We start from the raw sequence: 21,738 nt of genomic DNA on the forward strand, positions 1-21,738 counted from the left end.
ACGGAGCAGGGTTGCATGAAGATTTTCGGGCCGCTGTACGAGCGGGCGATGAAGTGGGCGGCGCACGAACGCGCGCCGACCTATCTGACGGTATTGAGTTTCTTCGAGGCGATCATTTTTCCGGTGATGCCGGAAGTGATGCTGGCGCCGATGTGCGTGGCCCAGCCCAAGCGCGGCTGGTGGTTCGCGACTCTCAGCCTGGCCGGTTCAATGGTCGGTGCGGTGGTCGGCTATGCGCTGGGTCATTTCGCCTTCGAGGCGATCAAGCCACTATTCGAAGCACTGGGCATGCTGCCGGCGATCGAGCAGGGCATCACCACCGTGCAGGCCAAGATGGCCGAGTCGCCGTGGGCGGTGTTCACCTTCCTGGTGCTGGGCGGCTTCATGCCCATCCCGATGAAGGTCTTCACGTGGGCATCGGGTATCGTCGGCGTACCGATGCCGCAGTACCTGTTGAGCATGCTGATCGGTCGTGGCAAGCGCGTGTTTGTGCTGGCCGCGGTCATCCGTATCGGTGGTGCGCGTGCCGAAGCGGCGCTGCGCCGCTGGATTGAACCGCTGGGCTGGATCGCCACCGCGTTGGTGGTGGTGCTGATCGCCTGGCTTGTATGGAGGTCGAAGTTCGCATGAATCCTGATCGTCTGAGCAAGGGAGTGCGCATCGGCGCGCTGGCGTTGCTGGTTTCCACCCTGGCCGCCTGCGGCACCGCTACCGTGGTTCGTCCTGGTGGTGGCAGCACCGGTGGCGGCGTGAGCACGCCGAAGACCTCGGTGCCCAAGCCGGGGCAGACCGTGGTCGTGCGCAAGGGTGACACCATCTATGCGCTGGCCCGCATCCACGACATCACCCCGGCCGACCTGATTGCCTGGAACAGCCTGGACAACCCCTCGTCGATCCATCCGGGGCAGGTGATCCGGCTGTATCCGGCGGGTGCCAGCGGTGGCCGCGCACCGACCACGGTGGTGACCCCGCCACGTTCCGGCGGCAGCACCGCAGGCAGTACTGCACCGACCACGGCGCCGGCCGGTCCGGTGAAGAGCAACATCGCATGGCGCTGGCCGGCCGATGGCGCCGTCGTGGGCCGCTATGTGGCGGGTGATGCGACCAAGCAGGGCGTGGATATCGCGGGCACCAGCGGCCAGGCGGTCAAGGCCACTGCCAATGGCGTGGTGGTGTATTCCGGTGCCGGCCTGGTCGGCTACGGCGAGCTGATCATCATCAAGCACAGCGATCAGTGGTTGTCGGCCTACGGTCATAACCGCAAGCGACTGGTGAATGAAGGCCAGAGCGTGAAGGCCGGTGAGCAGATCGCGGAGATGGGCCGTACCGGCGCGAACCGCGACATGGTCCACTTCGAGATCCGCTACAACGGCAAGCCGGTCGACCCGCAGCAGTACCTGCCGGCGCGCTGATCAGCGCGCTACGAGTTGCCGCATTCACTGTAGAGCCGAGCCTAGGCTCGGCTGCCTGTCGTCGCCATGCGGCGCCGCCCGAGCATGGGCTCGGGCGCTGGGTGTCGCGTTTCAACCTTCCCGGCGAGCCGGGGACGCGGCATGCTTCTGCGTATCCCAACCGAGCCCGTTGCCGCGTATGAGTCGTCTTGCCTCCACTCTGCTGCTGCTCATCGTCGCGCCGCTGGCTGCCGCAGCCAGTGATCCGCGTGACGTGGTCACCCGCCTCTACGCCACAGTCCAGGCCCCTGCTTCGAGTGAAGAGGTCATCAGACCGTTGCTCGGCGATGCCCTGAGCGCGGCCATCAATGCGCAACGCGCATACGAGAGGGCTTGCACCGTGCTGGCCGCGCACGACGAGAAGCCGCATATGCTCGACCAGAGTCCCTACCTGATGGCCCCAGATCGACCGGAGACGGTGAGGGTGGGAAGGCCAGGGCCGATTGGCAGCGCGACGTGGGTCCAGGTCGACATGGCCGTGGGCGACTATCGCTGGACCGACCGGGTCCTGCTGCAAAGGCAGGGCCAGGACTGGAAGGTCATGGACATCCGCTGGGGCCAGGGCGGTAACCTGATCGGGCGGCTGAAGCAGTTCTCCGCCTTCCGATGCACCGCTTCTGGCAGCTAGCGCCGGGGTGCACCCGGCGGCTCGAAATCAGCCTTCCAGAATGAAGGCGGCCGCGACCTTGCGGCCTTCGCCGGCCAGGATGTTGAAGGTGCGCGCGGCGGCCGGGTTGTTCATCACTTCCAGACCGATGCCACGGCTCAGGCACGCAGCCATCACCACCGCCGGCGGGAACACCTGGCGGTCGCCGGTGCCCAACACGATCAGCGCCGGATTCAGCGCCAGGATCGGCTCAAGGTCAGCCAGCTGCAGCGCGGTGGCGCTCACTACCGGCCATTGCGTGACCAGCTGGTCCGGGGTCAGGAAGAAACTGCTGCCCAGCACCTGGTCATTCACCTTGGCCGAGCGGCCATCGGCGGCACGCAGGCTGTAGGCGTAATCGGGCGGTTCGTGGTTCAGCTGCATGGCAGTAAGGCGATCAGCCGCGCGGCAGCACGATCTGGCGCTGTTCCTTGCTCGGGCGATACAGCACGGCGACATGGCCGATGCGCTGCACCAATGCGCTCTCGGTGGCTTCGACGATCTCGCCGATCATCACGTCACGGGCGTCGCGGTCTTCGGCAGCGACCTTCACCTTGACCAGCTCGTGGCGCTCCAGCACTTCGTTCAGCTCAGCGATGAAGGCCGGGGTCACGCCCTTGCCGCCGGTCTGCAGCAGCGCCTTCAGGTCGTGGGCTTGGCCGCGCAGGAAACGGGTCTGGGAAGCGGTCAGGGCGATGGACATGCAGGAAAACACGGTTGAATGGGGCGATCAGGGTATCATGAGGACCCCATCAGCCCCTATTTTCAATGGCTACCCGCAGCAAAAGCAGCCAGCGCTGGCTCAAGGAACACTTCTCCGACCCCTTCGTGAAGAAGGCCCAGGCCGAAGGCATGCGCTCACGCGCCGCCTACAAGCTCGAAGAGCTGCTGGAACGTGACCGGTTGCTGAAGCCGCACATGGTGGTGGTCGACCTCGGCGCAGCCCCGGGCGGCTGGTCTCAGCAGGTTCGGAGACAGATCGGCGACACCGGCCGCGTCCTGGCATTGGACATCCTGGACATGCCGCCGCTGGCCGGCGTGGAGTTCCTTCATGGTGACTTCAGGGAAGAAACCGTTCTATCGCAGTTTGAAGCCATGCTCGGGGATCAGCCGGTAGACCTTGTGCTGTCGGACATGGCCCCCAATAAGAGTGGTGTAGGCGCGGTCGACCAGCCGCGGATGATGCACCTGGCGGAGCTGGCCCTGGATTTTGCCGACAACCACCTGAAGACCGGTGGGGCGTTCCTGATCAAGCTGTTCCAGGGTGAAGGCTTTGACGACTACGTGCGTGACATGCGCCGCCGGTACGACAAGGTCTCCATCCGCAAGCCGGAAGCGTCGCGCAAGCGCTCCCCCGAGGTGTATGCCTTGGGTCAGGGAAAACGCGCCCACATGAAGTAAGCTCGCAACGTACGCAAGTTCGACCCCAACGCAACGCCAGCACTGAGAGGAACACCGGAGCCAATGAGGATGAACGACTTGACCAAGAACCTCCTGCTATGGGTGGTCGTCGCCGTCGTGCTGATGGTGGTCTTCCAGAGCTTCTCGCCCAAGACCTCCGGGGCCGGGGCGCAGGGCGCGTCGTATTCGCAGTTCCTGGACCAGGTGGACAGCGGCAACGTGCAGAAGGTCGCCTTCGGCGGCGACATGCGCGGCGGCACCAGCCAGCTCACCTACACCACCCGCGGCGGCCAGTCGGCCACCATCACCGCACCGTTCGATCGTGACCTGATCAACGTGCTGCGTACCAAGAACGTGGAAATCGTGCAGGAAGAGCCGTCCAGTGGCATCTCCCTCGGCGCGATCCTGATGAATTTCCTGCCGGTCATCCTGATCATCGGCTTCTGGCTGTTCATCATGCGCCAGATGCAGGGCGGTGGCGGCGGCGCCAAGGGCGCGATGTCCTTCGGCAAGTCGCGCGCCAAGCTGCAGGGCGAGGACCAGATCAAGGTCACCTTCGCCGACGTCGCTGGCTGCGACGAGGCCAAGGAAGAAGTGGGCGAGCTGGTCGACTTCCTGCGCGACCCGTCCAAGTTCACCAAGCTGGGCGGCAAGATTCCGCGCGGCGTGCTGATGGTGGGCCCGCCGGGTACCGGCAAGACGCTGCTTGCCAAGGCCATCGCCGGCGAAGCCAAGGTGCCGTTCTTCTCGATCTCCGGTTCGGACTTCGTGGAAATGTTCGTCGGCGTCGGCGCCAGCCGCGTGCGCGACATGTTCGAGCAGGCCAAGAAGCACGCGCCGTGCATCATCTTCATCGACGAAATCGACGCTGTCGGCCGCCACCGTGGCGCCGGCCTGGGCGGCGGTCATGACGAGCGCGAGCAGACCCTGAACCAGCTGCTGGTCGAGATGGACGGTTTTGAAGGCGGCGAAGGCGTGATCGTGATCGCCGCGACCAACCGTCCGGACGTGCTGGACCCGGCGCTGCTGCGTCCCGGCCGTTTCGACCGCCAGGTGGTGGTCGGCCTGCCGGACGTGAAGGGCCGCGAGCACATCCTGAAGGTGCACATGCGCAAGCTGCCGCTGGCCGACGATGTCGAGCCGATGGTGATCGCGCGTGGTACCCCGGGCTTCTCCGGCGCCGACCTGGCCAACCTCTGCAACGAGGCCGCCCTGTTCGCCGCGCGTGGCAACGAGAAGGAAGTCCGCATGGACCACTTCGACCGTGCCCGCGACAAGATCCTGATGGGTGCCGAGCGCCGCTCGATGGCCATGAGCGAAGAAGAGAAGACACTCACCGCCTACCACGAAGCCGGTCATGCCATCGTCGGCCGCCTGGTGCCCGAGCATGACCCGGTCTACAAGGTCACCATCATCCCGCGCGGCCGTGCGCTGGGTGTGACCATGTACCTGCCGGAAGGCGACAAGTACTCGATGAACCGCGTGGCGATCAAGTCGCAGCTGTGCTCGCTGTACGGTGGCCGCGTGGCCGAGGAGCTGATCTTCGGTGCCGACAAGGTCACCACCGGCGCCTCCAACGACATCGAGCGCGCCACCAAGATGGCTCGCAACATGGTCACCAAGTGGGGCCTGTCCGACCAGCTCGGCCCGATCGCCTATGGCGAGGAGGACGACGAGGTGTTCCTGGGCCGTTCGGTCACCCAGCACAAGAGCGTGTCCAACGACACCGCGCGCCGCATTGACGAGGAAGTGCGCAACATCCTCGACGAGGCTTACGCACGCACCACCGAACTGATGACGGCTAACCTGGACAAGCTGCACGCGATGTCCCAGCTGCTGCTGCAGTACGAGACCATCGACGCGCCGCAGATCGACGCCATCATGGAAGGCCGCGATCCGCCGCCGCCGGCCGGCTGGAACAAGTCGAACAAGGACGGCGGCAACGACAAGGGCGGCGACGCCCGTCCGCTGCCGCCGATCGCAGGCCCGGCCGAATCGCACTGACGGCCCGCTGCAGGTAACACCAGACGAGGCCGGGGCAACCCGGCTTCGTCGTTTCCGGGCCACTGGCCCATCCCGAAGACCCGATCTGACGCTGGAGCCCGCATGTCCACCCCGAAGCCCGAACCGATTTCCCACACTGTCGAAATGGTCATCGCCACCGTGGTCGGCGTGGGTGTAGGCCTGGGTGCCGACAACCTGTTGCTGGGCTGTGTGGTGGGTATCGGTGTCGGCATCGTGCTGAGCATTGCCAAGACCCTGTACGTGGACCGCAAGCGCCGCCGTCGTTGAGGGGTATCGGCAGGGCTGCGCCCTGCACCTGCTACGAGCCGGAGCAACAGCAACAGCAGCATCAGGTTTCTGGGGATGGTGGGGCGGTGTGGGTTGGCAGGACACGCCGTAAACCCGTCCCTGGGGGCTCGATGGCGCCATCCATGGCGCCAACGGTCCTGCCAACCCACACCGCCCCACCTCTGACAGATTCCGGCAGCTGTTGGTAGGTGTCGACCTTGGTCGACACATCTGTCAGATATCGATGTACAAGAATGGGGTCAGATCCGTTTTCCGCAGGAAAACGGATCTGACGCCAAGAGCTGCTCCGAAAGATCGCAGAAATCTGTCGAAGGCGGGGTGGGTCCGGTTGCGGGAGTGTCCGCGGCACGGATGCCGCGGCCAAGCCCCCATGGATGGGTTTACGGCGTCTCCCGCAACCGGACCCACCCCGGCTACCCTCAGGAAACCAGCTTCTGCTGTTGCTTGGGCTCTTGCTGTGGCCGTTGCCTCTGCGGGTGCAGGGCGCCGCCCTGCCGAACTAAACTACCCGCCGTTGTCCCTGCAGGATTGCCCATGTTCGATACCTCGCCCCAGCTCGATTGCGCCGGCCGCATCCTGCGCCTCGACCGTGCCCGGGTCATGGGCATCGTCAACGTCACCCCGGACTCGTTCTCCGATGGCGGCGCGCACGACACCACCGAAGCGGCGGTCTCGCATGGCCTGAGGCTGGTCGAGGAGGGCGCTGACCTGCTCGACATCGGCGGCGAATCCACGCGCCCGGGCGCCGCGCCGGTCTCGATTGAAGAAGAACTGCGCCGCGTGATCCCGGTGATCGAGCAGTTGGCCGCCCGAACCCAGGTGCCGATCAGCATCGACACCTTCAAACCCGACGTGATGCGGGCGGCAGTGGCGGCCGGCGCCGGCATGATCAACGACATCTTTGGCCTGCGCCAGGAAGGTGCGTTGGACGCGGCTGCCGAGGCAGGCGTGCCGGTGGTGCTGATGCACATGCAGGGCGAGCCGGGCCACATGCAGGCCGATCCGCACTACGACGACGTGGTCGGCGAGGTGCATGGCTTCCTGGTGCAGCGCCTGTTCGCCGCGGAAATGGCCGGCATCGCAAAGAAGAACCTGCTGATCGACCTCGGTTTCGGCTTCGGCAAGACCACTGTCCACAACATGACCCTGCTGGCGCGTTCGGAGCGCTTCCTGGAACTGGGTGTGCCGATGCTGGCTGGCCTGTCCCGCAAGCGCAGCCTGGGAGAACTCACCGGCCGCGATACGCCCTCCGAACGGGTGGCGGCGTCGGTAGCCGCGCACCTGATTGCGGTCCAGCGTGGCGCGCGCATCGTGCGCGTGCATGACGTGGCCGCCACGGTCGACGCACTGAAGATCTGGCAGGCAGTGCAGGCCGTACCGACGCCGCGCGCCGACGCCACGCCGACGATCCGCTGGCCGGACGAAGACTGATGGGGATCGACCAGCGGCCGCTGGCGATCGCCGTGATGGGACCGACCGCCAGTGGCAAGACCGCGACTGCGATCGCCCTGGCCCGGCAGCTGGATGGCGAGATCGTGAGCGTCGATTCGGCACTGGTCTATCGCCACCTGGACATCGGCTCGGCCAAGCCCGACGCGGCTGAGCGCGCACAGGCACCCCACCACCTGCTGGACCTGCGCGATCCCTGGCAGACCTATTCGGCGGCCGAGTTCGCGGCCGATGCCAGTCGCGTCGTGGTCGACATCGTGGCGCGCGGCAAAATGCCGATCCTGGCCGGTGGCACGGGCCTTTATTTCCGCGCCCTGCTGCAGGGCCTCTCGCCGATGCCCGAAGCCGACCCGGCCATGCGTGCGGCACTGGCTGCCGAAGCCGCCGAACGTGGTTGGGCGGCGCTGCATGCTGAACTGGCACAGATCGACCCCGCCGCCGCTACGCGTATCCACGCGACCGACCCGCAACGTATCCAGCGCGCACTGGAGGTCTATCGCCTGACCGGCACGCCCATCACTGAATGGCAGCGTCGGCCGGGCGTAGCGCCGTTGCCGGTGCGCACCCTCAAGCTGATCCTGGCGCCGCATGATCGCGCGGTGCTGCACCAGCGTATCGAGGCGCGCTTCGACGCCATGCTGGCGCAGGGCTTTCTGGATGAGGTGCGGGCATTGCGCGCGATGCCGGAAATGGCCGCCGTGGAGGCGCCACTGGACCTGCCGGCGGTGCGCGCGGTCGGCTATCGGCAGGCCTGGGAGTACCTGGACGGGGAGGGCGATGCCGCCCGCTTCCGTGACAAGGCGATCTTCGCCACGCGCCAGCTGGCCAAGCGCCAGCTGACCTGGCTGCGCGGCGAGCTTGATGCGCGCTGGTTCGACCCCCATATCGACCAAGAGCGCCTGGCCGGCGCGGTGTCGACCTTCGTCGCACGCTGAACCCCCGCCAGCCGTGTAACATCATCGGTCGGCGGGCGGCTCGGGGGCCGTGGCAATCGTCGGCAACCCAATAAGAACAATAATCAGGAGTGTGCAATGTCCAAGGGGCAATCGCTGCAGGATCCTTTCTTGAACGCACTGCGGCGCGAACGCGTGCCGGTTTCGGTGTACCTGGTGAACGGCATCAAGCTGCAGGGCACGATCGAGTCGTTCGACCAGTTCGTGGTCCTGCTGCGCAACACGGTCAGTCAGATGGTCTACAAGCACGCCATTTCCACGGTCGTTCCAGCACGCAACGTGAAGGTCGGTCCGGGCGGTGGTTACGTGCAGTCGGGTGAAGGTGGTCAGGCAGGTGATGAAGCAGACGAGTAATACCGGAGCGGTGAATGTTTGACCGCTCGAAGAAGGGCGAACACGCCCTGTTGATCCAGCCCCATTTCGGCAAGCTGGAAGACGATGTGCTGGAAGAATTCGGTGATCTGGCCCGCTCGGCTGGGGCCAGCATCGCCGCGACGATCACCGCGCGCCTGGATCGTCCGAATCCGTCGACCCTGATCGGCAGCGGCAAGCTGGACGAGATCAAGGCTGCGGCCGATGCCAGCGGTGCCGACCTGATCCTGGTCAACCATGCGTTGAGCCCGGGCCAGGAGCGCAACCTGGAACGCTTCCTCGAGCGCCGGGTGATCGACCGTACCGGCCTGATCCTGGACATCTTCGCCCAGCGTGCGCACAGCCACGAAGGCAAGCTGCAGGTCGAGCTGGCGCAGCTGCGTCACCTGGCCACGCGGCTGGTGCGCGGCTGGACCCATCTGGAGCGCCAGCGCGGCGGTTCGATCGGCCTGCGTGGTCCGGGTGAAACCCAGCTGGAAACCGACCGCCGCCTGTTGCAGAAGCGGGTCGAGCAGCTGCAGAAGCGGCTGGAAAAGGTCGAGGTGCAGCGCACCCAGATGCGCCGTGCGCGCGTGCGCAGCGAGCTGCCGCGCGTGGCCCTGGTGGGCTACACCAACGCCGGCAAGTCGACGCTGTTCAACGCCATGACCGGCGCCGAGGCTTATGCCGCCGACCAGCTGTTTGCCACGCTGGACCCGACCGTGCGCCGCATCGCGGTGCCGGGCGGCAACGTGGTGCTGGCCGACACCGTCGGCTTCGTCCGCGACCTGCCGCATGACCTGGTCGCCGCGTTCCGCTCGACCTTGTCCGAGGCGCGCGAGGCCGACTTCCTGCTGCACGTGGTTGACGCCGCCGATCCGCACCGCGAGGAGCGCATCGCCCAGGTGGACGAGGTGCTGACCGCAGTCGGTGCCGGTGACCTGCCGCAGTTGCTGGTGTTCAACAAGATCGACCGGATCGAGGGCGCCGACGTCCGCCACGATGGCCAGGACGGTATCCCGGACGAGTCGCGCCGCGAGCGGGTGTGGATTTCCGCACGCGATGGGCAGGGCCTGGAGCTGCTGCAGAGCGTGCTGGGCAAGCGCCTGGGCCTGCAGCACGTGACCGGTGAGCTGCGCCTGCCGCCGGATGCCGGCCGCCTGCGTGCGCGCCTGCACCAGCTGGAAGTGATTCGCAGCGAGCAGGCCGATGAAGACGGCTGGCTGCTGCAGGTCGACCTGCCGATCGCCGAAGCCGAAAAGCTGGCCGCCAGTGTCGACGGCGCGCCGATCAGGGCGCTGCTGCCGGAGAAACTGCCGGAGTGGTGAGGTAGCGCCGGGCCAGGCCCGGCTGCTGTCATTGCGGTGGCCCGCGACATCCGGCTGTCATCTGCGGTACAACGTGCAGGTTCTTCACCCCACCGTCATGCCGATGTCCATTCCCACCGACGCTGAACTCAATGCCCAGTCCGCCGCGCTCGGGCAGCGCCTGCAGCAGGCCTCGCTGCAGCTGGTGACCGCTGAAAGCTGCAGTGGCGGCTGGATCGCCAAGTGCATGACCGACATCGCCGGTTCCTCGGCGTTCTTCGACTGCGGCATGGTGGTCTACAGCTACGAGGCCAAGCAGCGCCTGCTTGGCGTGCGCGCGCAGACGCTGGAGCAGTTTGGTGCGGTCAGCCGCGAAACCGTGCTGGAGATGGTGTCCGGTGCGCTGGTCAACTCTGGCGCCGGCATTGCCGTGGCGGTGACCGGTATCGCTGGCCCTGGTGGCGGCAGCCCTGACAAGCCGGTCGGCAGCGTCTGGATCGGCTGGAAGCGCCGTGGTGGTTACGCCCGCGCCGAATTGTTCCAGCTCGATGGCGACCGCGAAGCCATCCGCCGGCAAACCGTGGCCGCGGCATTGCGCGGTATCGACGCCCAGCTGTGACATGCTGCTCCGGTAATCGTCCGGAGCACGCATGATGTGGGAAACGCTGGGCACGGTCCGTGACCTGGGCCGACTGCAGGAAATCGCCGTCGTCCTGATCCGCTATGGCTTCGGCGACGTGGTGCGGCGCATCGGCCTGGCCACGGTGCTGGAACGGGCAGGGCGCCTGCTGCACTGGAACGAAGAGCGCCAGGAACTGCTGCGGATGACCGCACCGGTGCGCGTGCGCAGCGCAATGCAGGATCTCGGCCCGACCTTCGTCAAGCTTGGCCAGGTGCTGGCGACGCGCGTCGACCTGCTGCCGCCGGAATGGATCGCCGAGCTGTCCGAACTGCAGAACGCAGTGCCGGCGTTGCCGTACGCGGAAATCCGCGAGCAGCTCGAGTCCGACCTCGGTGCGTCGCCGCAGGAGGTGTTCGCCTTCCTTGATGAAACGCCCATGGCTGCGGCTTCGCTGGCGCAAGCCCATCGCGCGCGACTGCAGGACGGCCGGGAGGTGGTGCTGAAGGTGCGTCGCCCCGGCATCCGCGATGTGGTCGAGGCCGATCTGCGTCTGCTTGCCCGCCTTGCCGAGATCGTTGAAGCCCGCCTGCCGGACCTGCGCCGCTATCGTCCGGCCGAGGTCGTGCAGCAGTTCACCGTTTCATTGCGCCGCGAGCTGGATTTCGCCGCCGAGTGCCGCAACGCCGAACGCATCGCGCGCAACTTCAAAGGACGCGACGACATCCTGATCCCCAGCGTGCACTGGCAGTGGACCTGTGAAAGCCTGAACGTGCAGGACTTCGTTGATGGCATTCCCGGCCGCGACCTGGCCGGCGTCGATGCGGCGGGGCTGGATCGGCGCGAACTGGCGCGGCGTGGTGCTGACATCGTGCTGAAGATGGTGTTGGAGGACGGCAGCTTCCACGCCGATCCGCATCCGGGAAACATCATCTACCTGCGCGACGGCCGCATCGGCGTGATCGATTTCGGCATGGTCGGTGCGCTGTCGGAAGTGCGTCGTTTCCAGGTCGCGCAGCTGCTGCACGGGCTGGTCGAGCAGGACCCGCAGGGCGTGGCCGACGTGCTGCTGGACTGGGCCGGCGGCGTGGAAGTGGACGAAAACCGGCTGCAGCACGACATCAGCCAGTTCGTCGACCAGTACCGGGGCGTGCCGTTGAAGGACCTGCGCATCGGCCTGATGCTGGGCGACATCACCCAGTTGCTGCGCAGCTACAGCCTGACCCTGCCGGCCGATCTGGCGCTGATGATCAAGGCGTTCCTGACCCTGGAAGGCATGGGCCGGCAGTTGGACCCGGATTTCGACATGGCCAGCGCCGCGCGCCCGTTCCTGGAGCGGGTGGTGCTGCAGCGTTATGCGCCCAAGGCGCTGCTCAAGCGTGGCCGGCGCAGCCTGCTGGGCCTGGTCGATTTCGCCGGTGAACTGCCGCGCGACCTGCGCAAGCTGGTCCAGGCCGCGCGCCGTGGGCGCCTGCAGCTGAAGGTGGAAACCACGGCGTTGCAGGGCTTCGGCGAACAGGTCAACCGCGCCGCCAACCGGCTGGTGATGGGCATCGTTACCGCCGCTCTGATCATCGGCTCATCCATCGTGATGCACAGTGTAGGTGGCGTCTCCAGCCGCTGGCTGCTGGCGCTGGGCGTGTGCGGCTTCATCGGCGCCGGCTTCTGCGGCGTCTGGATCCTGTTTTCGATCTGGAGAAGCGGCAAGCACACATAGTGTGCTTGCCGCAGCGGTTCCCAACGGGAACCGCGGAATCGCCCAGCGATTCCTGTAGAGCCGACCGCTGGTCGGCTGCTTTTGCTCTCGCCTTTGCCTCTGCCTCTGCCAGCCGGGCCAATCCCGGCGACGATCGCCGAGCATGGCTCGGCACCACAGATGCCGCCGTGTCGCCCACGGCACTTGCAGTCCCGCCAGTTAGTAGTAATACTACTAATCATGGACCTGACCGACACCCAGCAGGCGATCCTGCAGTTGATCGCCGAGCGTATCGAGAGCGAAGGCGCACCGCCGTCGCAGACTGAAATCGCGCGTGCATTCGGCTTCAAGGGCGTCCGCGCGGCCCAGTACCACCTGGAAGCCCTGGAGCAGGCCGGTGCGATCCGTCGCATTCCGGGCCAGGCCCGTGGCATCCGCCTGGTGCAGGCGCCACCACTGGAGAAGCTGGCCGGGCCGGGCCTGCCCGACAACGTCCTGCGCCTGCCGGTGCTCGGCCGGGTCGCAGCTGGCCTGCCGATCGGTGCGGACATCGGCTCGGATGATTTCGTGGTGCTGGACCGGGTGTTCTTCTCGCCGGCGCCGGATTACCTGCTCAAGGTGCAGGGCGATTCGATGATCGACGAGGGCATCTTCGACGGTGACCTGATCGGCGTGCATCGCACCCGCGACGCCCATTCCGGGCAGATCGTAGTGGCCCGCATCGATGACGAGATCACCGTCAAGCTGCTGAAGATCGCCAAGGACCGTATCCGCCTGCTGCCACGCAACCCCGACTACAAGCCGATCGAGGTGCTGCCGGACCAGGACTTCTCGATCGAAGGCCTCTATTGCGGCCTGCTGCGGCCCAACCGTTGACCTGTTCCATAGCGCATTACCCCGCGGTCTTTTGTGGCGATTCTCTGGTTCCACTGAGGTTGGTACGGATGTCCGATAATTCTTTTCAGAGCGCCGGGCAGAATCTCAGCCTGTGCGATACGTCCGACTTAAAGTGAGCCCATGGCAAAGAAGACCCCCAAAGACAGCACCTCCAACGACACGACCTCTGCAAGGACCAATCCGATGGACGAGAACAAGAAGCGCGCCCTCGCTGCAGCTCTGGGCCAGATCGAAAAGCAGTTCGGCAAGGGCTCGGTGATGCGCATGGGCGACCGTGTGGTCGAACCCGTCGAAGCCATCCCGACCGGTTCGCTGATGCTCGACATCGCGCTCGGCATTGGTGGTCTGCCGAAGGGCCGTGTCGTTGAGATCTATGGTCCGGAGTCGTCGGGCAAGACCACCTTGACCCTGCAGGCCATCGCCGAGTGCCAGAAGCTGGGCGGCACCGCAGCCTTCATCGACGCCGAGCATGCGCTGGATCCGATCTACGCCGCCAAGCTGGGCGTCAACGTGGACGACCTGCTGCTGTCGCAGCCGGACACCGGCGAGCAGGCGCTGGAAATCGCCGACATGCTGGTCCGTTCGGGCTCGGTGGACATCCTGGTGGTCGACTCGGTTGCCGCGCTGACCCCGAAGGCCGAAATCGAAGGCGAGATGGGCGACCAGCTGCCGGGTCTGCAGGCCCGCCTGATGAGCCAGGCGCTGCGCAAGCTGACCGGCAACATCAAGCGCTCCAACACCCTGGTGGTCTTCATCAACCAGCTGCGCATGAAGATCGGCGTGATGATGCCGGGCCAGAGCCCGGAAGTGACCACTGGCGGCAACGCGCTGAAGTTCTATGCCTCGGTGCGCCTGGATATCCGTCGTATCGGCGCGATCAAGAAGGGCGACGAGATCATCGGCAACCAGACCAAGATCAAGGTCGTCAAGAACAAGCTGGCGCCGCCGTTCAAGCAGGTCATCACCGAGATCCTGTACGGCGAAGGCATCAGCCGCGAAGGCGAACTGATCGACATGGGCGTGGATGCCAAGCTGGTCGAGAAGGCCGGCGCCTGGTACAGCTACGGCGAAGAGCGTATCGGCCAGGGCAAGGACAATGCCCGTGGCTACCTGCGCGACAACCCGACCGTCGCCGCCAAGCTCGAAGCCGAGCTGCGCGAGAAGTTCCAGCCGTCTGAAGCTGCCCGCGAAGAAGGCGATGACGAAGGCGACGACGAATAAGGCTTGCTGTGGGGCAGGGTGGCGCCGTCAGTGACGTCGCCCTGCTCCGCAGGTTCGAATCGCCCATGGACGGGCAGGGCGCCACGGATGGCGCCACCCCTGGAGCACCGATGTCCGACGCCGAAGACATTCCCACCGGCCGCAAGCGCCGGCCGCGTGAGCAGACCCCGGTACAACGGGCGCTGGGCCTGCTGGTCCGCCGCGAACACTCGCGCAAAGAGCTGACCCGCAAGCTGACCGCCCGTGGCATCGAGGATGAGGCCGCGCAGGCCGCTGTTGCCAAGCTGACCGAGGCGGGCTGGCAGGATGACACCCGCTTTGCCGAGAACCTGGTGCGGATGCGTGCCAATACCGGCTACGGGCCGATCCACGTGCGCGCCGAGCTCGGCACCCATGGCCTGGACAGCGAGGCGATCGCCGCGGCAATGGACAGCTATGAAGGCGACTGGCAGGAGAACGCCCGCGACCTGGTCCGCCGCCGCTTCGGCGAAACCGGCCCGCAGGACCTGGCGCAGCGTCGCAAGGCTGCGGACCTGCTGGCCCGACGGGGCTTCGACGGTGACAGTATCCGCCGCGCGACCCGCTACGAGCCGGATGACTGAGACTGGCGGCGCCGGGCCTGATACCCTTTAGGTTTTCGGCGGTCCCGCGCGACCCTGGCCATTGCGGCCGGTGGTCCGGGTCCGCCGGCCCGCCGACTGCCAGCCCCCAATGAACGCATCCGCCAAATTCACGACTTCCCAGATCCGCAGCGACTTCCTTGAATTCTTCAAGGGCAAAGGCCACACCATCGTGCCGTCGGCGCCGCTGGTGCCGGGCAATGATCCGACCCTGCTGTTCACCAATTCCGGCATGGTGCAGTTCAAGGACGTGTTCCTTGGCGCGGAGAAGCGCAGCTACGTGCGCGCGGCCGACGTCCAGCGCTGCCTGCGCGCCGGCGGCAAGCACAACGACCTTGACCAGGTCGGCTACACCGCACGTCACCATACTTTCTTCGAAATGCTGGGCAACTGGTCCTTCGGCGACTACTTCAAGAAGGACGCGATCGCCTGGGCATGGGAGCTGCTGACCCAGGTCTGGAAACTGCCGGCCGAACGCCTGCTGGTCACCGTCTACCAGACCGACGACGAAGCGTATGCGCTGTGGCGCGACATGGTCGGCATCCCCGAGGAGCGCATCGTGCGCATCGGTGACAACAAGGGTGCGCCGTTCGCCTCGGACAATTTCTGGCAGATGGCCGATACCGGCCCGTGCGGCCCGTGCACCGAGATCTTCTACGACCACGGCGACCACATCGCCGGTGGCCCCCCGGGTTCCCCGGATGAAGACGGCGACCGCTTCATCGAAATCTGGAACCTGGTGTTCATGCAGTTCGATCGCCAGCCCGACGGCACCCTGGTGCCGCTGCCGGCACCGTGCGTGGATACCGGCATGGGCCTGGAGCGCCTGGCGGCGATCCTGCAGCACGTGCACACCAATTACGAGATCGACCTGTTCCAGGCGCTGATCCGCAAGGCGTCCGAACTGACCGGCACCGCCGATCTGGAGAACAAGTCGCTGCGGGTGATCGCCGATCACATCCGTGCCTGCTCGTTCCTGATCGTCGACGGCGTGCTGCCGTCCAACGAAGGCCGCGGCTACGTGCTGCGCCGTATCATCCGCCGCGCCCTGCGCCACGGCTGGATGCTGGGTGTGCGCCAGCCGTTCTTCAGCAAGCTGGTGCCGACTTTGGTCGAGCAGATGGGCGAGGCCTATCCGGAACTGCCGGCGGCGGTCGATACCGTCACCCGTGCGCTGCAGGCCGAAGAAGAGCGTTTCGCTGAAACCCTCGACGCCGGCATGAAGATCTTCGAAGACGTTGCCGGCAAGGCCAGCGATGGCGTGATTCCCGGCGTTGATGCGTTCCGCCTGTACGACACCTATGGCTTCCCGCTCGACCTGACCCAGGACATCGCCCGCGAGCGCGACCTGACCGTCGACATCGCCGGCTTCGATGCGGCGATGGAGCAGCAGCGCGAAACCGCGCGCGCGGCCGGCAAGTTCGGCGGTGGCGTGACCCTGCCGGCCGAGCTGGTGGCGACCCTCAGCCCGACCCGCTTCCTCGGCTACGACCGCCTGCAGGCCGATGACCTGACCGTGCTGGCCGTGCTCAAGGACGGCCGTCCGGTGCAGTCGGCCAATGCCGGTGATGCGGTCATCGTGATCACCAACCAGACCCCGTTCTACGCCGAGTCCGGCGGCCAGGTCGGTGACACCGGCGTGCTGACCGGCAACGGCGTGCGCCTGGCGGTGGACGACACCCAGAAGTTCGCCGGCCAGTTCCATGGCCACGTCGGCATCCTGTCCGAAGGCGGCCTGAAGGTTGGTGACGTGCTGTCCGGCCAGGTCGATGGCGAGCGCCGTGGCGCCACCATCCTCAACCACTCCGCCACCCACCTGCTGCATGCCGCCCTGCGCGAAGTGCTGGGTACCCACGTGCAGCAGAAGGGCTCGCTGGTGGCGCCGGATCGCCTGCGCTTCGACTTCTCGCACTTCCAGCCGATCAGCGCGGAAGAGCTGGCCGTGATCGAGCGCAAGGTCAACCAGCAGGTGCGTGCCAACAACGCTGCCGAAGTGCACAACATGGGCATGCAGGAAGCGCTGGACTTCGGCGCGATGGCCCTGTTCGGCGAGAAGTACGGTGAGCACGTGCGCGTGCTGAAGATGGGTGACTACTCCACCGAGCTGTGCGGCGGTACCCACGTCAACCGTACCGGCGACATCGGCCTGTTCAAGATCACCTCCGAGGGCGGCGTCTCCGCTGGCGTGCGCCGCATCGAGGCCGTTACCGGCCAGGGTGCCCTGGACTACGTGGATGCCGAAGAGGCCCGCCTGGCCGAGGCCGCCGACCTGCTCGGCGGCAGCGCTGCCGACGTGGTCGAGAAGATCCGCGCCCTTGGCCAGCGCCAGAAGCAGCTGGAACGCGAGCTGGAGTCCGTGAAGGCCAAGGTTGCCGCTGGCGCCACCGCCGACCTGTCCGGCCAGGCCGTCGAGGTTGCCGGTGTGAAGGTGCTGGCGGCGCGCCTGGAAGGCTTCGACGCCAAGGCCCTGCGTGACGCCATGGACCGCCTGAAGCAGCAGCTGGGCGACGCGGTGATCGTGCTGGCCGGTGCCCAGGACGGCAAGGCCGCCCTGGTCGCGGGTGTGAACGGCAGCGCAATGGGCAAGGTCAAGGCCGGGGAACTGTTGTCCCATATCGCCGGTCAGATCGGGGGCAAGGGCGGCGGACGCCCGGACCTCGCCCAGGGTGGTGGCGAGGACGGGCCCGCCCTTGCCACCGCGCTGGCTGCCGTCGTCGAATGGGTCAGCCCCCGCCTGTGATGAACCGCGCCGTCCCCCTCCTTGTAGGAGCGGGACGGCTGACGGTACCATTGCGAATCTTTTCCCTTTGTCGTGGTAGCGCTTCTTGACGGAGCGTCAAGCCGGTGGGGGATACCCTTCCACACGGTTCCATGGAGACTTACAAAAATGTTGATCCTGACTCGCCGCGTCGGCGAAACCCTGATGATCGGTGACTCGGTGAGCGTCACCGTGCTTGGCGTCAAGGGTAACCAGGTGCGTATCGGCATCACTGCGCCGAAGGACGTCGCTGTGCATCGCGAAGAGATCTACCAGCGCATCCAGCGTGGTGACGAAGCCGGTGGCACCGGCAGTGAAAATTCTGCCGAATAACGCTTTACCTTCGCACTCGATTAACGTTATGATTCACGCCCCGCTGAGGTGCAACGCACCAGACGCGGAGAAAACCCCGGAGTGATGCCCGAGCGGCTGAAGGGGCTCCCCTGCTAAGGGAGTATAGGGTCAAAAGCTCTATCGAGGGTTCGAATCCCTCTCACTCCGCCAGATACAAAGAAGCGCCTGCAGATCCTCGATCTGCAGGCGTTTTTCTTTGCTCCAATACTCATCCCTGAAGCACCATCCACCGATCATGGATCAGTGGATGGTGGCGGATCCATTCTCCGCTCAGAGCCTCACCGTCACCCCCACCTGGAAGCCACGCCCGGGCAACGGTGCGATGTACTTCAACGGCGAGTTGTGCGGACGTGCTTCTTCATTGAGCAGATTGCTGCCGTTGACGAACACCTCCATGCCGGCGATGTAGCTGTTGCGCACCGGCAGTTCGCGGCTGACCTGCAGGTCGACCATGTTGAACGCATCCAGTGGCACTTCCTCGCTGACATTGCGGCCGAGGTACTTCTGAGTGTCGTAGTAGGTGCTGGACAGCTGCGCCTTCCAGCCCTCGCGCTGCCACTGCAGGTTGGCGCCGTAGCGGTTGGTCGGCATGTTCGGCAGATACTCGCCGTCATTGTGGGCGCGCAGCGAATCGGGATGGTCGGCCTTGTTCTTCACCAGGTCGGCGAAGGCGGAGACGTTCAAAGAACCATAGCGGCCCAGGTCCACGGCCTGCGACACGTCGATCTCGAAGCCCTTCACCGTGGTGTCGGTCTGCTTCCAGTACTTCAGCGGCAGGCGGTTGGCGGTCTGCAGGCCGGAGTAGCCGAGGTAGAGATAATTCTCGTACTTCATCCGGTACGCGGTTGCCGACAGTTTGAAACCGTCGAGATGGAACAGGCCGGTCAGCTCCAGGTTCTTCGCGCGTTCCGGTTCCAGGTTCTGGTTGCCTTCTTCCTGGGTCATCACCGAGTAGTGCGCGTTGCTGGCATACAGCTCGTTGATCTCCGGGGCACGCTGTGAAGACGAGTAACGCACCTTGGCCGCGAACATCGGCCCCAGCTCGACATACGAACCCAGGCTGTAGCTGTTGAGCCGGTAGTCGCGGTCCTGCAGTTTCGTGTTGGAAGCATTGCGCGCGGTCTTGAAGCGGCTGGGCTGCAGCTCGTGATCCACGCGTTCGTGGCGCACGCCTGCGTCGAAGCTGGCCCAGCCGAAGTCCAGCGTTTCCTTCAGGAACACCGCGTTACTGCGGGTGTCGACGTCAGGCAGGTAGCGCAGCGAGCCGCTGCCGGTGACATCACGCGACTGATGGCTGAAACCGAGCTGGCCGCTGAGCGGGCCAACCCGCTGGTGGCTCAGCAGCAGCTCGGCCTGGGTGCTCTCGAAGTCGTAGTCGTTGGCTTTCTTTGCGCCCAGCCGCTCACCGGAGGTGTTGTCCAGCTTCGAGACCCGCAGCTCGGCGCGTTCAACGTAGGGCAGCGGATCGCGCAGCAGGGCTTCCAGTGCGTAGCGCTGCTGCTTGATCACCACGCCCACCGGCAGGCCGTCGGCATAGTTGGAGCCGAACGACAGGTTCTGCATCGAAAAGCCCGGCACGCCGTACTCGCTGTCCTTTGCATCGATGCTGACACCGATGTAGCCGCGGTCGAAGAACAGCGTCGAACCGAAGGCCACCTGCGAATTGCGTGCATAGCTGTTGCCCAGCCGGTGGTGGTAGTCGGGGGTGACATCGTTGTTGATCTGCTTCTGCACGTATGAAGGCGTGCCTGCAACGTAGGCCGGGTTGACCGGATTGACGTAGGTACGGCGCTGCCAGACCGATGTCGGATTGTTGGTGTAGAAGGAGAAATCACCATCGGCCCAGTCCGGGTTCTCGGTCATGAACTGGTCGATGTAGGGTTGCGAGGCCTTGTTGTAGATCTGCTGGACGCGCGCCTCTTTCTGGCAGGCGTCGGCCAGCGCCGAGTTGACGCCCCCGCCGGCCGGGAACAGTCCGGTGTTGCAGGCGCTGGCCTTGCTGTTGCCGGGGATGTCGTAGTGCGAGATGCGCTGCCGCGACACCTGCAGATTGGTGGAGATGTTGCGCTGGTTGTTGAAGTTCATGCGGAAGCCCTGCGCGTCGGCCGCGTTGAAGCCCTTGCGCAGGACCAGTTCCATCGACTGATCCTTGTCTTCCATGCTGCGCGAGATCAGGCCCGAGTCGATCTCCACGCTGCCGCCGATCGCATTGCCCCCATAGCGCACGGTGTCGGAGGACTTGTTGACGGTGACGCTTCGCACGAACAGCGGATCGAACGGGATGTTGATGTCACCGCTGATCGCGTTCATGCCCAGGATGGACTGGCCGTCCTGCAGGATCTGCACGCGGTTGCCGCTGAGGCTGCGGATGACCGGGGCGCCCGCATTCGGCCCGAAGGCGCTGCTCTGCACACCGGAGACGTGTTCGAGCAGGCCGCCGAGGGTGCGGTTCTGCGCCTGCGGGTTGTCCACGGTGACCCGGCTGTCGATGCGGGAGGGCTGCGAGGCCTGCACCTGGAGGGTGGGAAGGGTAGGTTCGTCCGCAGCCTGGGCGTTGTGAACGACGAACAGAATGGCGGCAGCAAGCAGGTGGCGACGCATGGAACGCTCCGTGAAAAAGATGTGAAATGTTATAACGTAACTATTTGTATCGGCAAGGGCAGATCGGGCCTTGCCACGAAGGCTGGAGATGAGAGCGGTTCTCATATGACAATGGCACTGGATTTCCCTCAGGCGCCCCATGCACACCCTTACCCTTGCCGACCTGGACCGCTTGGGCCGCAGCAGTGGTTTCCGCTATCGGCTGCCAGCACTCGCGTCCGCCGCCGATTCGGGCGCGCTGTGCGTGGTCGAGGGCAGGGTGGAACAGCGCTGCTTGCGCCCTGGCATCAGCCTGGCGCTGTCGGACGTGGTCGCGCACCAGCCGTTCGAGGCGACTTCGGAGGCCCCCCCGCCGTTCGCTGCGATCGTGATGCTGGAAGGTCGTGCCGGAGCACGCCTGGCAGGGCAGGCCGTGATCGGCATGAACCGCGGCGCCGGCGCGATGGTGTTGGCCGATGCCGCGCCGATGACTGCGATCCATCCGGCCGGCCAACGGATGCGCAGTCTGAATGTCTCGCTGGATGCACCGGCCGAGATGGATGATCCGGTGATCAGCGATCTGTTGTTGCAGGCTCGTCGCCATGGTCGGCGGCGGCTGCACAGTTGGCAGGTACCCGCGCATCTTGAACACGCCGCCGAACAGTTGCTGTCGGGGACCTGGCAAGGCGCGATGCATGCGCTGCTGTGCGAGGGTGTGGGACTGCAGATGCTGGCGATGGCGTTGGGTGCGTCTGCACAGGACGCGCTGCCGGATCTGCGTGTTTCACCGCGCGACCGCCGCATGCTGCAACGGGTGATCGACTGCCTGCAGGCATCACCTGCGGCTGACCACCGGCTGGAGGATCTGGCCCGCGTGGCCTGCATGAGCCCGAGCAGCCTGCGCCTGAAATTCCAGCAGGTGCACCACTGTTCGGTATTCGCGTGGCTGCGCGAGCGACGCCTGCAGTTGGCCTGCGAGCAGCTGCGGCAGGGCTGCAGCGTGCAGCAGGCCGCGCATTTCGTCGGCTATCGGCATGCCACCAATTTCGCAACCGCGTTCCGAACGCGCTACGGCATCGCCCCCAGCCAGATCCGCTGAATCCGGATCGCGGCTGGCAGTGC

21 protein-coding genes and 1 tRNA gene are annotated in these 21,738 nt (G+C 65.7%); 19 read left to right on the forward strand and 3 right to left on the reverse strand.

Annotated elements, in window-relative coordinates; all coding sequences use genetic code 11:
* The first annotated feature begins 15 nt into the window (after positions 1–15).
* The 3 genes from AC3ITW_RS07900 to AC3ITW_RS07910 all read left to right on the forward strand — a co-directional run bounded on the left by AC3ITW_RS07900 (position 16) and on the right by AC3ITW_RS07910 (position 2,079).
* Positions 16–630 carry a YqaA family protein gene (locus tag AC3ITW_RS07900; protein ID WP_004152860.1) on the forward strand — a complete coding sequence of 205 codons (615 nt, stop codon included), beginning with the start codon at positions 16–18 and terminating at the stop codon, positions 628–630.
* On the forward strand, positions 627–1,412 hold the full coding sequence (locus tag AC3ITW_RS07905; RefSeq protein ID WP_004152861.1) for a peptidoglycan DD-metalloendopeptidase family protein: 786 nt from the start codon (positions 627–629) through the stop codon (positions 1,410–1,412). The genes AC3ITW_RS07900 and AC3ITW_RS07905 overlap by 4 nt, the downstream gene beginning before the upstream one ends.
* 178 nt (positions 1,413–1,590) lie before the next feature.
* The gene (locus tag AC3ITW_RS07910; RefSeq protein ID WP_012510658.1) at positions 1,591–2,079 is read left to right on the forward strand and encodes a hypothetical protein; all 489 of its coding nucleotides are present in this window, start codon (positions 1,591–1,593) and stop codon (positions 2,077–2,079) included.
* 27 nt (positions 2,080–2,106) lie between these two features.
* Here AC3ITW_RS07910 and AC3ITW_RS07915 read toward each other — a convergent pair whose 3' ends face one another.
* Both AC3ITW_RS07915 and yhbY read right to left on the reverse strand, forming a co-directional pair.
* Positions 2,107–2,481: an Mth938-like domain-containing protein gene (locus tag AC3ITW_RS07915; protein WP_012510659.1), complete on the reverse strand. Its 375-nt coding sequence runs from the start codon at positions 2,479–2,481 to the stop codon at positions 2,107–2,109.
* Positions 2,482–2,494: 13 nt separating this feature from the next.
* Positions 2,495–2,800 carry a ribosome assembly RNA-binding protein YhbY gene (yhbY, locus tag AC3ITW_RS07920; RefSeq protein ID WP_004152868.1) on the reverse strand — a complete coding sequence of 102 codons (306 nt, stop codon included), beginning with the start codon at positions 2,798–2,800 and terminating at the stop codon, positions 2,495–2,497.
* A gap of 65 nt (positions 2,801–2,865) precedes the next feature.
* On the opposite strand from yhbY, the gene rlmE reads away from it, so the two are divergent.
* The 15 genes from rlmE (at position 2,866) to AC3ITW_RS07995 (ending at position 18,186) form a co-directional block, all read left to right on the forward strand.
* Positions 2,866–3,498, forward strand: a complete 633-nt coding sequence (rlmE, locus tag AC3ITW_RS07925; protein WP_004152870.1) for a 23S rRNA (uridine(2552)-2'-O)-methyltransferase RlmE — start codon at positions 2,866–2,868, stop codon at positions 3,496–3,498.
* Positions 3,499–3,567: 69 nt separating this feature from the next.
* The gene (gene ftsH, locus AC3ITW_RS07930; RefSeq protein WP_004152871.1) at positions 3,568–5,502 is read left to right on the forward strand and encodes an ATP-dependent zinc metalloprotease FtsH; all 1,935 of its coding nucleotides are present in this window, start codon (positions 3,568–3,570) and stop codon (positions 5,500–5,502) included.
* A gap of 102 nt (positions 5,503–5,604) precedes the next feature.
* Positions 5,605–5,790 carry a hypothetical protein gene (locus tag AC3ITW_RS07935; protein WP_004152872.1) on the forward strand — a complete coding sequence of 62 codons (186 nt, stop codon included), beginning with the start codon at positions 5,605–5,607 and terminating at the stop codon, positions 5,788–5,790.
* Positions 5,791–6,345: 555 nt separating this feature from the next.
* A complete protein-coding gene (gene folP / locus AC3ITW_RS07940) occupies positions 6,346–7,242 on the forward strand; it encodes a dihydropteroate synthase (RefSeq protein ID WP_489390210.1) in 897 nt (298 codons plus the stop codon).
* The gene (miaA, locus tag AC3ITW_RS07945; RefSeq protein ID WP_012510661.1) at positions 7,242–8,195 is read left to right on the forward strand and encodes a tRNA (adenosine(37)-N6)-dimethylallyltransferase MiaA; all 954 of its coding nucleotides are present in this window, start codon (positions 7,242–7,244) and stop codon (positions 8,193–8,195) included. Before folP ends, miaA begins: the two co-directional genes overlap by 1 nt.
* A 96-nt stretch (positions 8,196–8,291) precedes the next feature.
* Positions 8,292–8,567: an RNA chaperone Hfq gene (gene hfq / locus AC3ITW_RS07950; RefSeq protein WP_004152891.1), complete on the forward strand. Its 276-nt coding sequence runs from the start codon at positions 8,292–8,294 to the stop codon at positions 8,565–8,567.
* Between the two features lie 14 nt (positions 8,568–8,581).
* The gene (hflX, locus tag AC3ITW_RS07955) at positions 8,582–9,892 is read left to right on the forward strand and encodes a ribosome rescue GTPase HflX (protein ID WP_012510662.1); all 1,311 of its coding nucleotides are present in this window, start codon (positions 8,582–8,584) and stop codon (positions 9,890–9,892) included.
* Between the two features lie 103 nt (positions 9,893–9,995).
* Positions 9,996–10,490, forward strand: a complete 495-nt coding sequence (locus tag AC3ITW_RS07960) for a CinA family protein (protein ID WP_100434777.1) — start codon at positions 9,996–9,998, stop codon at positions 10,488–10,490.
* Positions 10,491–10,524: 34 nt separating this feature from the next.
* Positions 10,525–12,207 (forward strand): 2-polyprenylphenol 6-hydroxylase, encoded by a 1,683-nt coding sequence (gene ubiB / locus AC3ITW_RS07965; RefSeq protein WP_041864637.1) that lies wholly within the window; start codon positions 10,525–10,527, stop codon positions 12,205–12,207.
* Positions 12,208–12,426: 219 nt separating this feature from the next.
* Positions 12,427–13,062 carry a transcriptional repressor LexA gene (gene lexA, locus AC3ITW_RS07970; RefSeq protein WP_100434413.1) on the forward strand — a complete coding sequence of 212 codons (636 nt, stop codon included), beginning with the start codon at positions 12,427–12,429 and terminating at the stop codon, positions 13,060–13,062.
* Between the two features lie 204 nt (positions 13,063–13,266).
* A complete protein-coding gene (gene recA / locus AC3ITW_RS07975) occupies positions 13,267–14,304 on the forward strand; it encodes a recombinase RecA (protein WP_012510666.1) in 1,038 nt (345 codons plus the stop codon).
* A 110-nt stretch (positions 14,305–14,414) separates the two neighbouring features.
* Positions 14,415–14,906 (forward strand): recombination regulator RecX, encoded by a 492-nt coding sequence (gene recX, locus AC3ITW_RS07980; protein ID WP_485618423.1) that lies wholly within the window; start codon positions 14,415–14,417, stop codon positions 14,904–14,906.
* Between the two features lie 109 nt (positions 14,907–15,015).
* Positions 15,016–17,664: an alanine--tRNA ligase gene (gene alaS / locus AC3ITW_RS07985; protein WP_100434414.1), complete on the forward strand. Its 2,649-nt coding sequence runs from the start codon at positions 15,016–15,018 to the stop codon at positions 17,662–17,664.
* Positions 17,665–17,811: 147 nt separating this feature from the next.
* Positions 17,812–18,015: a carbon storage regulator CsrA gene (gene csrA / locus AC3ITW_RS07990; protein ID WP_004152909.1), complete on the forward strand. Its 204-nt coding sequence runs from the start codon at positions 17,812–17,814 to the stop codon at positions 18,013–18,015.
* Between the two features lie 78 nt (positions 18,016–18,093).
* Positions 18,094–18,186: transfer RNA gene (locus AC3ITW_RS07995), tRNA-Ser, on the forward strand.
* A 120-nt stretch (positions 18,187–18,306) separates the two neighbouring features.
* On the opposite strand, the gene AC3ITW_RS08000 is transcribed toward AC3ITW_RS07995, so the two are convergent.
* Entirely contained in the window at positions 18,307–20,637 is a 2,331-nt protein-coding gene (locus tag AC3ITW_RS08000; protein WP_489390211.1) for a TonB-dependent receptor, read from the reverse strand.
* 139 nt (positions 20,638–20,776) lie between these two features.
* Between AC3ITW_RS08000 and AC3ITW_RS08005 the strand changes: the two genes are divergently transcribed.
* Positions 20,777–21,715, forward strand: coding sequence for a helix-turn-helix transcriptional regulator (locus AC3ITW_RS08005; protein WP_065723139.1), 939 nt, complete (start codon positions 20,777–20,779; stop codon positions 21,713–21,715).
* Positions 21,716–21,738 lie beyond the last annotated feature (23 nt).

Source organism: Stenotrophomonas sp. KH_052 (genome assembly GCF_057838755.1).